We start from the raw sequence: 13,743 nt of genomic DNA on the forward strand, positions 1-13,743 counted from the left end.
TGACCGCCGCTCGCGCGCATGTGCTGGGCGCGTTGTACGCCGCAGCCGCAGCCGGCCTGCCCACCCTCGCCGACAGCGGCTACGACGGCGCCGGGATCGGCATTCATACGCCGATCAAACAGCCCGAAGGCAACCAGGTTCTCAGCCCGGACAACCGCACCTACAACCGGCTCCTACGCGCCCTGCGATGTCTCGGCGAACGCGGATTCGCCCTGCTCAAAGGCCGCTGGCGGATCCTCCAGCACATTACCGCCAGCCCCAGCACAATCGGCGACATCGCCCGCGCCGCCCTTGTGCTCACCCATTTCGAGCACAACTACCTACCGACAATTCGCTGAGATCACGTCATTGCGACGCCATATGCAGCGTCGCGTGCATCAGCAGCTATCCGCCGCGGCGGCGACCGCGCCGTACGCCGCGCGCTCCCAGCGTGCGGCGCTGACTCAGCCATGCCACCATGCCCGGAGTTCGTCCTCAAAACCCACCTCGCCAGCCGGGCTCCCGTCGGCGACGACGTGCTCGATGTCCTCAGAGATGAGGTCGGCAAGTGGCACGAAGAGTTCCCCGGCATGATGCCCGCCCCGACACCGGCCTGGCGTACCTTCTACGCGCGGCAGACGCCCGAGAGGGTGAGGGGTCACCGGCCGCCGACGAAGGCCGCGGCGGGGATGAACAGGTCGTGCCCGGTGCCGAACCGCACCCGTACGCCTTCCCTGGTCCACTGGGTGGAGGTAACCGGCTGGTCGGCGGCGTCGGCGAAGTTCACCTCGATGAAGTGGCCGTAGTGAAGCGACGGATCGCGTCCCGCGTACAGGCGGTAGGTGTCCTCCAGCAGCGAGTGGTAGCGGATGAACGCCACCACGTGCGAGGACTCGTCGTTGTAGGCGACGGTGACCGGCTGCCGGTCGGTGTAGAGGGTCTGCCGGGTGGGCCAGTTCAGCGCGATCATCGCCCCCGCGCACAGCACGACGCCTGCGACCAGGCCGGTCGCCAGCAGGCCAAGCCGTCTCAGCCAGCGCCCGGCCTGGTCGCGGGTGCCAGTTGGCGCGGGTGTGCGGACCGCCATGAGATGCCTCCCGATCATTGTGCCGGCGTGACGACCCTTCCATCCCCGCCTTTCACTCCCCTTTCGCCCGGCTTGTCATCCCAGGTGTAGCCGCCTCCCGCCATCCCGCCGACCTTCTGAACCTCGACCACCTGTTCTCCGCCATCAGTTCCTGAGCCAGGTTCCGGCTCTCGCCTCCGGGCTCGGCCGGCACGGGGTATTCGCTGATCAGCCGTCGTGCGAGGAACGCCGTCATGTGTTCGCGCCCGGATTCCAGCAGACGAACATGAAGGATCCCGTCGCCGGAAGCGAGAGACCGGGAACCTGCCGGGAGTGAAGGAGATCACTGACGCTTCCCAGTGGGGGCCGGGCGCGGTTCTCCGCCCTAGCGGACGGCGTACTTCCCGTTACTGAAAACGATCTTTACTTTTATTGCGGCCTTATGTCATGATCGGCCCGTTTGGGAACAGTCGTTCGAAAGGTTGTGAGTGAACAGACACCGATTAGCGTCCGGCCGGTCCGCCTGGACGCGCCGCCGCGCTGCCCTGATCGCGGCCCTGACGCTGCCGCTCTCGCTCATGAGCGCGCCCGCGATCGCCGATGGCCCCACGCCATCCGCCATCCCTGCGACACCGCCAGATGCCGCCCCGGACTCAGCGCTCAAGACCGCCTGGGGCAAGGCCGCCAAATCCGGCAAACCCGTCGAGCTCCCCTCCCAGTTCACCGAGACCATGAAGGTCTGGGCGAACCCCGACGGCAAGAACCTGCGAGCCGAGCTGCACACCCGGCCCATCCAGCTCAAGAACCTGGACAGCGGGGCCTGGGAACCCATCGACACCCGCATCGTCACCCGCGACGGCAAGCTCCAGGCCGCCCGCGTCAAGTCCCCGCTGACCTTCGGCGGACGCGGCGCCAAGCACCTGGTGTCGGCGGCCGGTAAGCATGGCGAGATCGGCTTGGGCGTGACCCGGGCGCTGCCGGAACCCAAGGTCGTCGGCAACGCGGTCACCTACCCCGACGCCGTGGCACCGGGCGCGGACCTGGTGGTGCTGGCCGAGGCCGATGGCTTCACCTCCCAGGTGGTCTTCCGGCAGCGGCCGACCGGCCCGGTGACCGTACGGCTGCCGCTCACCCTGCCCGAGGGCACCACGTTCGGTAAGACGCCACAGGGGCTGCCGCAGCTCAAGGGCGACAAGGGCGAGGCCAAGGCCGCGCCGATCGTGCTGACCGCGACGGACGCCAAGGTGGAGGCCGCCCCCGAACAGGGCAGGACCTCCTCCGTCAAGGCGCGGGTCGAGACCACCGGGAAGACGTCGGAGCTGGTGTTCTCCCCGGATGAGACGTTTCTGGCCGACCCCGCGGTGACCTATCCGGTGACCGTCGCCGCGTCCTCCATCTGGTTCGGCGGCGGCGCCCCCGACGACGCCTGGATCAGCAGGAACGACCCCTACAACAACAACGCCGCGGCCGGGTACCTGCGCGCGGGCACCACTTCGACCAGCGCGGACGTCGCCCGCGTGTACTTGAAGTTCAACACCTCCGACCCGGTGCTGCAGGGCGCCACCGTCAACGACGCGGACCTGCGGATCTGGAACTACAAGTCCGGCGGGCCCAACGGACAGCTGTGCGGGGAGACGATGGGCACGGGCATCCGGGCCGCGCGCGTCACCTCCGAATGGACACTCGACGGCACGATCGACAGCCTGGACTGGTACAACCAGCCCCCGAGCACGGCCCCCGAGGAGGTGAACCGGGCCGGCTACAACTACGACGCCGACCCCGCCAGCTGGTGCGCCAAGGACGAGGAGCTCTTCTACGAGGTCACCGCCATGACCCGCGCCTGGATCCAACAAGGCGCGGCCAACCACGGGATCGTGCTGAAGGCCGCCAGCGAGACCGCGGCGATCAACTGGCGCCAGTACTACTCCAGCCAGTTCGGCGGCGGCGATCCTTACCCGGGCTACCGCCATCCACCCGCCCTCATCATCGACTACACGCCCGCGCCTCCTCCCGTCGTCGACGGCTTCACCTTCACCTCGCCCGACCCCATCACGAGCCTTCCCACCTGGGAGGAAGCCCGCGCCAGGTCGATCTATGAGCCGACGGGCGGCGAGCGAACGCGCATCGACAGTGAGTTCGCCGGTCGGATCGCGGGACAGCGCGACGGGGAAGCCTTCGAGGTAAAGCCAGCCGAGCTTGATCTCCCCGCCGATGGCAGTGACGGCGATGGCGGGAACGGTGTGGACACCACGGCGCCGCAAGTGACCGCGGTCGAACCCGCGAACGGCGCCGTCGACGTACCCCTTGACGCGAAGCTGAAGGTCACCTTCTCCGAACCGGTCAACGAGGCCGCCGTGGTGCTCAAGGATGCCGGCGGGGCCGAAGTCACGGCGACAATGGCATCCGACAGCACCAACACGACGGTGACCGTCACACCGACGCAGGCGCTGAAGCCGGAAACCACGTATACCGCAGTGGTCTCGGGCGCGATCGATCCAGCGGAGAACACCATGGATCCGTATTCGTGGTCGTTCACCACCGGCGGTCCGGACACGACGGCGCCGACGGTGACGGCGACCAACCCCACCTCCGGAGCCACGAACGTTCCCGTCACCACCCCGGTCACGGCGACGTTCAGCGAAGCGGTCACCGACGCCCAGTTCACGCTGAAGAACCCGGCCGGTACGGCGGTCGCCGGCACCACGGCAATGGACGCCACCCAGCGAGTGCTCACGTTCACCCCCGCCCAGCCGCTGGCCGCGGCCACGGCGTACACCGGCGAGGTGTCCGGAGCCAAGGACGCCGCGGGCAACGCCATGGCCGGGCCGTACACCTGGTCGTTCACCACGGCCGCGGACACGCCGCCGCCGGTCCCGGGGCTGGTGGCGGCCTACGGCATGAACGAGGGCTCGGGCACGAGCGTGGCCGACTCCTCCGGGCAGAGCAACACCGGAGCATCCACCGACACCGGCTGGGCGGACGGTAAATACGGCAAGGCGCTGTCGTTCAACGGCTCCTCCAGCTGGGTCACCGTCCAGGATGCCGCCTCACTCCGCCTGACGACCGGGATGACGCTGTCGGCCTGGGTGAACCCGGCCTCGGTGGCCGACTGGAGCAGCGTGCTGGGCAAGGAACTGAGCGCCACCCGCGGCGCCTCCTACCTCCTGTACGCCGCCAACAGCGGTTCGGTCCCGTCCGGCTGGGTGGAGACCGCTCCCGAGGAGCCCACCACCATCGATGGCTTCGAGCCGCTGCCGGTCAACGCCTGGAGCCACCTGGCCCTCACCTACAACGGCACGTACCTGCGGTTGTTCGTCAACGGCCAGCGGGTCATGCAGACGCCGCTGACCGGCAGCCTCCACGATGACGGAAGCCCGCTGCGGATCGGCGGCAACTCCATGTGGGGCGAGTACTTCAGCGGCCTCATCGACGAGGTGCGCGTCTACGACCGCGCCCTGACCGCGGTCCAGATCCAGGCCGACATGAACACCCCCGTCGGCTCCGGTACCCCCAACCCCGACACGACGCCACCGACCGTCACGGCGGTCACCCCGGCGGCCCAGGCCACGGACGTTCCGGTCACCACTCCGGTCACGGCGACGTTCAGCGAAGCGGTCACCAACGCCCAGTTCACGCTGAAGAACCCGGCCGGTGTGGCGGTCGCCGGAACGACGGCGATGGACGCCACCGGCCGGATGCTCACATTCACCCCCGCCCAGCCACTGGCCGAGGCCACCGCGTACACCGCTGAGGTGTCCGGAGCCAAGGACGCCGCGGGCAACGCCATGGCCGGGCCGTACACCTGGTCGTTCACCACCGGGGTGAAACCACCGACGGGGCTCGTGGCGGCCTACGGCATGAACGAGGGAGCCGGGACGACCGTGGGCGACTCCTCCGGCCAGCACAACACCGGAGCCGCTCGGGACACTACCTGGGCCACGGGCAGGCACGGCACGGCGCTGTCGTTCAACGGCACCTCCAGCTGGGTCACCGTCCCGCACGCCACGTCACTGCGCCTGACCGACACACTGACGCTCTCGGCCTGGGTACGTCCCTCGGCGCTGGGCAATGTCTGGCGCAGCGTGCTGATGAAGGAGCACGCCGAGGTGGGCGGCGTCTACGGCCTGTACGCCTCCTCGGAGTACACCGCCCCGGCGGGCTGGCTGCAGTCCGCCGAGGACGGAGGCGCACTCACGGACGACGGCCCTCTACCGCTGAACCAGTGGAGTCACCTGGCCTTGTCCTACGACGGCGGCATGGCCACCCTGTACGTCAACGGCACGCAGGTCGCGCAGGCGCTGATGACCGGCGATATCCTCGACGACGGCGGCGTCCTGCGGATCGGCGGCAACTCCTTCTGGAACGAGTTCTACCGTGGTCTGATCGACGAGGTGCGCGTCTACAACCGCGTCCAGAGCGCGGCCGAGATCCAGGCCGACATGAACTCCCCCGTCGGCGCCGTCCCGGTCGCACGGCGCGCCGCGTCCACCGGCACCACCCCGGCCATCGCGAAACTGGAGATCTCTGACGACAAGGGCACCACTCCGACGTTCACCGCCTGGGTGACAGACCCGCAGGGCCGTCCGGCGACGGTGCAGGTGGAGGTCGCTCCGGAGCCGGCCAGGTCGTCGAAGCCCAGGTTGTCGAAGTCCGGAGGGACGGCGGCCAAGGGGCTGACCTGGTCGGGCACGGTGACCGGGAAGGCCGGCTCGCCGCGGCACACGCTGCGGGTGCCCTCCGGCAAGCTCAAGAAGGGCCAATGGATGCGATGGAGGGCCCGCGCGACGGTCCCCGGCACATCCGGTGTCTGGTCGGAATGGCAGACGTTCAAGGTCGGCGATGTCCGGCCGGGTGATCAACCGCCCGCATCGGCCAGAGCCTCCCAGGCCCCGGCCGCAGCCGCCAACTTCCAGTACAAGCACCCGTCGTTGGAGGACTGCTACGCCACCACCAGGGCGCCCAGGTTCACCGACGCGTACTCGCGGATGCAGGAGCGCCCGCACTCGGCATGCTGGACCTCCTGGATCGGACACGGAGGATGGGAGGAGTACGACGACAACGGCGTCAAGAAGCGCAAGAACAGGACGGCCTGGTGGGTACGGCTGTTCCCGGGCCCGTTGCGGATTCCGGCGGCGGTGCTGGACAAGGTGACCGACGACGATGTGTTCACCTTCCGGGCGACCTGGGTGGCGCACACCTACATCGGTGATCACACCGGTAACGCCGTCTTCAAGGGTGGCACCGGCGGCGCCGGCCTGAAGCCGCAGAACATCAAGTTCTTCGTGAAGCTGACGGACTTCGGCGTCTGGAACAGAGGCGTCAAGCGTACGGAGTTGGACGACGATCTGAACGACGTCCAGATCGAGTTCGACCTCGCCACGCAGGGATGCCAAGTTCAGCAGGGAAATCCCACCCAGCTCAAGACGATCGCGGCCTGGCGCTCGACGCCGTATCTCCAGTACCTGATCAACACGCCCAAGCCGGCGGCACATGACAGGGAAGTCTGTTCCATCATGCCCGCCCTCACCCAGTACAAGGAGAACAAGGGCCGGCTTCCCCTGTGGGACCAGGAACTCCTCGGCGACGAGGGCAAGCGGCTCGGTGTGGTGCGATGGGGACAGGGCATCCCCAGCAACAGCCTGTATTCACCCAGTTATCGCTGCGACTGGAAGCAGCTCGGATTCGGCAAGAACGAGGAGAAGAACACCGGCGGCTGCATCTACATCAGAGCCGACCGGGTCTTCACGATGTCCAAGAGCGCGGACAGCAACTTCATCGGTGTGATCAACCACATCGAGAAAGCTCTGAGCAGGAGCACGAACGCCGACACCAACCCGCCGTTCCGACCGGGAGACACAACGAGCAACCGAGATGTCAAATATCCGCCCCATAAATACAAGACGGGCACCGAACTGCCGAAGGCCATCCCGGGCAACTACAGGGCGGCACCGAACACCACCGAGGGAGCTCCGCTGTGGCGAGGCGCCGACGGCGCCTACGACAAGAACCGGGCGGTCTTCTCGGGGCATGAGTTCTGGGTGCACACGGGATGGTCGGAAGAGTTCCATATGGGGAACAGCTACGGATCGAACTACTGCAAGTACTACAACCAGGACCTCTACCAACAGCATGGCAATGGAGCGCTTCGGTGCGACGAATATCCCTTCGCCTCCACTCAGGAAGGAGCGGCCAAGGACAAGATTAATTACTCGGTCCAGGCCGTCTTCACAAGCTACAACGCGAAACACGGAGAAGCGCTCCAGGCGTTCTACAGCCAATACCGCCTTCTCACGTACGATCCTGTCAACACCATCACCAAGGTCAGCGACAGCCCGTTCTGGGTGCAGATTGTAGAGTAAGCGGCGCAGCCCGGGGTTGCCGGAGCGAAAAGCCCGGCAACCCCGGACCCCCGCGATGTGAGGACGTGGAAATGACGCACCCCGGGCAGGCTCTCCCCGCGGAGAACCAATGGGATCTGCTGGTCGAGCACGGGCACGGTCTCCAGAACGGATTCCACGGTCTCTGGGTCGAGAGCGATGATCCTGAAGAGCTGTCCCGGCTGCTCCAGGCGGATCCGGACTCACGCCTGGAGTGCGATCTCGAATCCGCCATAGAGGTGTACGGACGCATACAAGAGCGGGCCGCCGTGTGGATCGGCCCGCACTCCCCCGGCTGGACACATGTTCTCGCCTTCGGGCTGCACCCGTACCATCCCGCCATCCTGAACCTCGGAAAGCGACGTGTCTTCGAGATCTTCTGCCGCGAAGAGCTGGGCGAGCTCGAACCCCTGAACCTCTACTACAACGGAGAACAACTCGGAGACGTCACCCCGCCGTACAACGAAGGCGGCGATATGGACCTCCCCGAGTACATGCCGCACACGCCTGGACTGGAGCTCGGCGAGACAAGAAACCTCAAGCGGGACATGCATTTGATGGCGTGCATGGTGGGCCGCATCACCGGCCGCTTCACCGACCGGGAATGGTGGACGACGACGCGCACCTTCTACCGCATCCCCGACACGTCATGGGAAACCCCATGACACCGGCACCATGACCACCAGGTCTTCTCTGACGCTTACGGGCCTCCCGACCGCCCGGCTCGTATGGATGTCCGCGGGCCACACCAGGCAACTCGATCCGGCGCGGGCGGGCAGGCGAACCCGTAGGGCGAGCGGCATGGGGGTGATCGGGATTTGTGCAACGTGCGGATGCCTTCCTCCCCCGGCACGGAGCGTCCGATGCTCCGGTGCGGTCCTTTCGCGGTCCTGGCCGGGATCCTGCTCGTCGGCAATGCGACGCTCTTCGCGGTGGCCGGGTAGCCGGTCCAGGGCAGCCCGGCCGTCGTCAACTGCGGCACGTTCGTCGGTGAAGGGGGACGGCGGCGAGCATGCGCTGCAAGTTGTCCTTGGCTTCCAGCAGCAGCGCTGTGGGCGCGGTGGGCCCCACCCGAGAAGAGGTCACAATCCGGCGCCGCCGGTCGCGTCGATCACCCTGCCCGTCACCCAGCGAGCGTCGTCGGAGGCAAGGAATGCCACGATGTCGGCGATGTCCTCGGGCTGCCCGACCCGGCCCAGCGCGGCCAGCGACGCGGCGTGGGCCTCGGCTTCCGGGTTGCCGCGCAGCCATCCCGCGTTGACGTCGGTATCCACGATCCCGGGGGCCACCGAGTTCGCCGTGATGCCGCGCGGGCCCAGTTGCTTGGCCAGGTTGAGAGTAAAGGTGTCCAGGGCGCCCTTGGTGGAGCCGTAGGCGATGATCTCCGGCATGGCCAGGCGGGCTGCGCCGCTGGAGATGTTGATGATCCGCCCGCCGTCGCGGAGCCGGCTGAGCCCCTGCTGCACGATGAAGAACGGTGCCCGGACGTTCACGGCGAAGACCTCGTCGAACTGTTCTTCGGTGAGCGAGGCAAGGCCTGAGCTGCGGCCGATGCCGGCGTTGTTGACGATGATGTCGACGCCCGCCCGGAGCGAGTGCCGCTGGATCTGGGCGTCGAAGGCGGCCCACAGCGCGGCCGCGTCGCCGTGCCTGCCCAGCTCGGCCCGGATCGCGAACGCCCGGCCGCCATCCTTGCCGATTCGTTCGACGACCTCGTCCGCCGCGGTCTGATCGCGGGCGAAGGCGACGGCCACGACGGCGCCGTCCCGGCCGAGCCGCTCGGCGATGGCCCGCCCGATCCCCCTGCTGCCGCCGGTGACCAGCGCCACCTTGCCGTCCAGCACGCGTCCGCCCATGATGTCCCGCCTCTCATTTCTTGAGTGATTGCTCAAGAAGTACGGTAGCACGACTTTTTGAGTGGACGCTCTAGAATGTGGGGCATGGGTCAGGCAGGCACGGCACGCGGCCGTCCGCGCACGTTCGACCGTGACGCGGCGCTCGCCGCGGCCACGCGGCTGTTCTGGGAGCGCGGCTACGAGGCCACCTCGCTCAACGAGCTCACCGAGGCGATGGGCATCCGACCGGGCAGCCTGTACGCCGCCTTCGGCGACAAGAAGGCGCTGTTCAAGGAGGTCGTGCACGCCTACGCTCGCTCCCCCGTCGGCGCGTTCATCGGCGTCGCCCTCCGCGAGGAGCCCACGGCGTACCAGGCTTTCGCTCGCATCCTGCGCGAGGCCGCGACGATCTACCCCGACCCCTCCCACCCCGCCGGCTGCCTGACCATCAGCGCCGCCACCAACGTCACCGTCCAGGACGCCGAGATAGCGGCGTTCCTGCGTGATCTGCGCAACGCCAACCTCGTGGTCCTCCAGGACCACCTGCGCACCGCTCAGCAGGACGGCGAACTTCCCCCACACGCCGATCCCCGTGCGCTGGCCGGCTACTTCGCCGTCGTCATCCAAGGAATGTCGCAGCGTGCCCGGGACGGAGCTGACGCGACCGAACTCGCCGAGATCGCCGAACTGGCCCTGACCGCCTGGCCGAAACGCGAGCCAGGTCCACCAAGCTGACGCACAACCTCAAGTGTCCAAGGTCGTCCACCAAGCCGTACGTGCTCGCTGCTCACTACGTCAGATGATCAAGCATGCGACTGCCCTGCGGTTGAGGAGCTCGGCCGCATCGGCTCCGAGGCGTCCCGTGGGGATCCAGGTCAGGAGGCGGTGCTTACGGTCACGGCGGAGGCCTGATCGCCGGCCTGATGGTCGGTCTGGCCGTCGCTGTCGATGTGGTCGGCGTGGTAGAGGCCTTCGGCGAGCAGGCGGCGCACGTGCTCGTCGGCCGCGCTGTAGTAGACGAAGGTGCCCTCGCGGCGGCCCTTGACCAGCCCGGCCAGGCGCAGCTTGGCCAGGTGCTGGCTGACCGTGGTGGGGGCGGCGTCGGCGAGTTCGGCCAGGCAGGCGACGTTGGACTCGCCTTGCAGCAACGCCCACAGGATCTTGATGCGGGTGGGATCGGACAGCAGCCGGAACGACTCGGCGGCCAGGTGCACCTGCTCCTCGTTCGGCATGTCGAAATCGGTCAGCGAGGTGTGCATGCACTCATCATATCTCCGAACCTCACTATTTGCATACCTGCGTGTATACGCATATACGATGCTTCGGTGATAACAGATCTGAGAACGGCTGCCCCGCCGCCCGCAGCGAAGTCCCGGCCGTCCGCCTGGTGGCGGTCCGGTGCCGGCTCGCTGATGGAGGTGCGCTGGGCCATCGCGGCCACCGCGCTGTTCGCCGCCGGCGGCGCCGCCCAGCTGGCCAGCGGGCCGCCGTGGCTGTGGTGGACGCTGTATCTGGCCTGTTACGCCGCCGGAGGCTGGGAACCGGGCCTGGCCGGGCTGAAAGCGCTGCGCGGGCGCACGCTGGACGTCGATCTGCTGATGGTCGCCGCGGCGATCGGCGCGGCGGCGATCGGGCAGGTCTTCGACGGTGCGCTGCTGATCGTCATCTTCGCCACCTCCGGCGCGCTGGAGGCCGTGGCCACCAAACGCACCGAGGACTCCGTACGCGGCCTGCTGGACCTGGCCGCCGACCAGGCCACCCGCGTCGACGACAGCGGCACCGAGGAGGTCGTGGCCGCCGCCGATCTGCGGGTCGGGGACGTCATCCTGGTCCGGCCGGGCGAACGCATCGGCGCCGACGGCCAGGTGATCGCCGGGGCTAGCGACGTCGACCAGGCCTCCATCACCGGCGAGAGCCTGCCGGTGGACAAGCAGACCGGCGATGAGGTGTTCGCCGGTACGGTGAACGGCACCGGCGTGCTGCGCGTGCACGTCACCCGGCCGGCGTCGGAGACGGTGATCGCCCGCATCGTGGCGATGGTCGAGCAGGCCAGCGCGACAAAGGCGCGCACTCAGCTGTTCATCGAGAAGGTCGAGCAGCGCTACTCCGTGGCGATGGTCGCCGCCACCATCGCGTTGTTCGTCATTCCCTTGGCCTTGGGGCAGGATCTGCAGGACAGCCTGTTGCGGGCGATGACGTTCATGATCGTGGCCTCGCCGTGCGCGGTGGTGCTGGCCACCATGCCGCCGCTGCTGGCCGCCATCGCCACCGCCGGCCGCCACGGTGTGCTGGTCAAGTCCGCCGTGGTGATGGAACATCTGGCCGACGTCACCCAGGTGGCCTTCGACAAGACCGGCACCCTGACCGAAGGCCGCCCGCACCTGGCCCACCTGCGCATCCTGCCCGACCCGGCGGACGATTCCAGGAACGGCCCCGAGGACCAGGCAGGAACGCAGGCCGACCGGCTGCTCACGCTCGCGGCCGCGGCCGAACAGGGCTCGGAACACCCGCTGGGCCGCGCCATCGTCGCCGCAGCCCACCACCAGGGCCTGCTCCTGCCCGCGGCCACCGCCTTCGCCGCCCTGCCGGGGCGAGGCGTGCGCGCCCACGTCGACGGCCACCTGGTCGAGATCGGCAGCCCCGCCCACCTGCTGGACCCGACAGCGTCCCATGAGGCGTCGTCCCATGAGGCGGCGTCGGCCCGCGCGGTGGTGGCCGAGCTCGAAGGCGACGGGCACAGCACCGTGCTGATGCTCCTGGACGGCCGCCCCGCCGCGGTGCTCGGCCTGGCCGACCGCCTGCGCGGCGACGCGGCGCAGGCGGTCACGCATCTGGCCGGCCTGACCGGCACCACCCCCGTCCTGCTGACCGGCGACAATCCGCGCGCGGCGGCCCGGGTGGCCGGCCAGGTCGGCATCACCGACGTACGGGCCGGCCTGCTGCCCGAGGACAAGGTGAACGCGGTACGCGAACTGCAGCAGCACGCGCAAGTGGCGTTGGTCGGCGACGGCGTCAACGACGCCCCCGCCCTGGCCACCGCCCACGCCGGGATCGCCATGGGCCGTGCCGGCGCCGACCTCACCCTCGACACCGCCGACGCGGTCATCACCCGCGACGAGCTGTCCACCGTCCCCGCCGTGCTCGCCCTGGCCCGGCGCGCCCGCCGCCTGGTGGTGGCCAACCTGGTCATCGCCGGCACCTTCATCGCCGTACTGGTGGCCTGGGACCTGCTCGGAGACCTGCCGCTACCGCTCGGCGTGGCCGGGCACGAGGGCTCCACCGTCATCGTCGGCCTCAATGGGCTGCGCCTGCTGCGCGACGCCGCCTGGCGACGCGCCGCCACCTCTCCCCCGACAGCAAGCACACCCCGATGACGGCAGATCCCGGTGTCGTCAAAACCGCTTACCGCTATTGGCTGTTCGACTGTTCTCCGAAGCCGGGGGCACGACGAAGGCGGCGCGGTCGGGGGCCGGGAGCCATTGGCGGGCCGGGTCGAACGGCCGGAAGCCGCTCTCGAGGAAGCGGGTGAGCAGGGTTAGCACCGGGTGGTGGTTCTGCCGGTGATACAGCAGCGAACACGGATAGACGGGCGCGGGATCAACGAGCGGGATCTGGACGGTGCGGGGATGCCACGGCAACCGCAGCCCTTCACCACCGAAACCGATGTGCTCCCCGGAGCCTATCCGCTCCACGAAATACTGCCAGCCGAAGTCGGGCCCCGAGGTGTCGATCCGGATGTCGAACGTGCTGCCAAGGGAGCTGTAGAAGTCGGCCCACTCGCTGCCGGGGGCGTTGCCAGGCATCCACACGGTCGATCCGGACAGGCGTTCCATCTCGACGTGCTGCCGACCGGCGAGGGGGTGGTCGCGGCTGACGAGAAGATGCACCGGTTCCAGGTAGGCGGGGATGTGCCGGAGCTCCTCGTCCAGCGTCCCCCTGACGCGGCAGAAGAACGCGTCGACGGATCCGTGGGTGAGGGCGTCGTGCGCGGATCTGAGCCCGTTCGATGTGAGGATCTCGATGTCCACGTCCTCGACGGTCTGGTGGAACGCCTGGAGCAGATCGACGGTCCGTAGCCGGGTGTCCAAGACGTCGACCCGGAGTGGGCGGCGCCGGGAGCGCAACAGTTCGACCGCCTGGTCGGCGAGGCCGACGAGGGAGCGCGCGTGATGGAGGAACGCCCTGCCGTCCTCGGTGAGATCGGCCCCGGCACGGGTGCGGAAGAACAGCCGGACGCCGAGGTCGGACTCCAGCTTCGCGATGCGCTTGGAGATGGCCTGCTGGCTGATCGCCAGCCGGATCGCGGCCTCGCTGAAGTACCGGTCCTCGGTGATGGCCACGAAGGCCCGAACCGCGCCGAGATCCAGGTCCAGCGGAGCCTGCAAGACAACTTCTGGTTGTGAAGTATCGGTGTGTCGATTGTTGGACAACCACGCCTGCTCTCGGGTCGAATGCTCAGGTTCGCGGCCGACCCTACAACCAAGGG

The 13,743-nt window shown here is 68.4% G+C and carries 9 protein-coding genes; 5 read left to right on the top strand and 4 right to left on the bottom strand.

Features of this window, described 5'->3' with window-relative positions; all coding sequences use genetic code 11:
- Window positions 1-338, top strand: a 338-nt coding sequence (locus tag BLS95_RS18385; protein ID WP_143043769.1) for a transposase family protein, incomplete at its 5' end; no start/stop codon positions are given.
- Window positions 339-637: 299 nt separating this feature from the next.
- Here BLS95_RS18385 and BLS95_RS18390 read toward each other — a convergent pair.
- Window positions 638-1,066, bottom strand: a complete 429-nt coding sequence (locus BLS95_RS18390) for a hypothetical protein (RefSeq protein WP_143043770.1) — start codon at window positions 1,064-1,066, stop codon at window positions 638-640.
- A 467-nt stretch (window positions 1,067-1,533) separates the two neighbouring features.
- Between BLS95_RS18390 and BLS95_RS18395 the strand changes: the two genes are divergently transcribed.
- Both BLS95_RS18395 and BLS95_RS18400 read left to right on the top strand, forming a co-directional pair.
- Window positions 1,534-7,404, top strand: coding sequence for an Ig-like domain-containing protein (locus tag BLS95_RS18395; RefSeq protein ID WP_143043771.1), 5,871 nt, complete (start codon window positions 1,534-1,536; stop codon window positions 7,402-7,404).
- A gap of 71 nt (window positions 7,405-7,475) precedes the next feature.
- Window positions 7,476-8,087, top strand: a complete 612-nt coding sequence (locus BLS95_RS18400) for a hypothetical protein (protein WP_090932810.1) — start codon at window positions 7,476-7,478, stop codon at window positions 8,085-8,087.
- A 417-nt stretch (window positions 8,088-8,504) separates the two neighbouring features.
- On the opposite strand, the gene BLS95_RS18405 is transcribed toward BLS95_RS18400, so the two are convergent.
- Complete coding sequence (locus tag BLS95_RS18405; protein ID WP_090932812.1) at window positions 8,505-9,278, bottom strand: SDR family oxidoreductase; 774 nt, start codon at window positions 9,276-9,278, stop codon at window positions 8,505-8,507.
- An 84-nt stretch (window positions 9,279-9,362) separates the two neighbouring features.
- Between BLS95_RS18405 and BLS95_RS18410 the strand changes: the two genes are divergently transcribed.
- Complete coding sequence (locus BLS95_RS18410; RefSeq protein WP_218135833.1) at window positions 9,363-9,992, top strand: TetR/AcrR family transcriptional regulator; 630 nt, start codon at window positions 9,363-9,365, stop codon at window positions 9,990-9,992.
- A gap of 140 nt (window positions 9,993-10,132) precedes the next feature.
- On the opposite strand, the gene BLS95_RS18415 is transcribed toward BLS95_RS18410, so the two are convergent.
- Window positions 10,133-10,516: an ArsR/SmtB family transcription factor gene (locus BLS95_RS18415; RefSeq protein WP_090932816.1), complete on the bottom strand. Its 384-nt coding sequence runs from the start codon at window positions 10,514-10,516 to the stop codon at window positions 10,133-10,135.
- A gap of 66 nt (window positions 10,517-10,582) precedes the next feature.
- On the opposite strand from BLS95_RS18415, the gene BLS95_RS18420 reads away from it, so the two are divergent.
- Entirely contained in the window at window positions 10,583-12,631 is a 2,049-nt protein-coding gene (locus BLS95_RS18420) for a heavy metal translocating P-type ATPase (protein ID WP_425434740.1), read from the top strand.
- 18 nt (window positions 12,632-12,649) lie between these two features.
- Here the strand turns inward: BLS95_RS18420 and BLS95_RS18425 are convergent, their stop codons facing one another.
- Window positions 12,650-13,642, bottom strand: a complete 993-nt coding sequence (locus BLS95_RS18425; RefSeq protein ID WP_218135834.1) for a LysR family transcriptional regulator — start codon at window positions 13,640-13,642, stop codon at window positions 12,650-12,652.
- Window positions 13,643-13,743: the final 101 nt, after the last annotated feature.

This window comes from Nonomuraea jiangxiensis (assembly GCF_900099965.1).
Taxonomy (GTDB): domain Bacteria; phylum Actinomycetota; class Actinomycetes; order Streptosporangiales; family Streptosporangiaceae; genus Nonomuraea; species Nonomuraea jiangxiensis.